Here is a 579-nt window from a genome sequence, read left to right as displayed (position 1 = left end):
CTAAATTGGGTGGAGTTACAGGATATTATCTCTCTGTATATATTTTTTGTTGCTTTTGCAATCATTGGTGTATTCTGGGGCAAGTAGCCTAACAAATAAGGATAGGTGTCGCGAAACCGACACCTTATCTGGGTGTTGAACAAGCCCTGCGGCGCTGGTGATGCTTCTATATAGTAAATAGTGATGTAAAAATAGAGGTATATTGAAGGGGGCTGACAAACGCTTTCTTTTTTTAGGGCGCAGTCAGCCCTTAGCGCCTTGCGCTAATTTAAATATTACGTTTAATCAGTTGTTTAGATTTATCTTTCCTCCTTTTCAATTCAATGTATGTGTAATGCGTTTTACGTTAGCCGATTTAACATGATCCAGCCCATTTAAGATGACCCAATGGGTGAGGCCGAATTAAAGTGTATCGTTCGTGCTCGAATACCCATAAACTGCATGGGCTTTTTGCAGCAAGGGCACATGAGTTTTGCTTTTTTTCTCGGCTTGGGGTTAATAACGGGTAAGGTGTTACCAATTAACGCCAGTAAGTGTTGTATTCGTTGCCTGAGTTTGTTGTTGTTCGGATGCAGCAAG

1 pseudogene is annotated in these 579 nt (G+C 41.1%); it reads right to left on the bottom strand.

Features of this window, described 5'->3' with window-relative positions:
- Window positions 1–374 precede the first annotated feature (374 nt).
- A pseudogene (locus N475_RS25910) lies at window positions 375–579 on the bottom strand (hypothetical protein); the annotation flags it as partial.

The sequence above is a fragment of the Pseudoalteromonas luteoviolacea DSM 6061 genome (genome assembly GCF_001625655.1).
Taxonomy (GTDB): domain Bacteria; phylum Pseudomonadota; class Gammaproteobacteria; order Enterobacterales; family Alteromonadaceae; genus Pseudoalteromonas; species Pseudoalteromonas luteoviolacea.
This window is presented reverse-complemented; position numbering and strand designations above follow the sequence as displayed.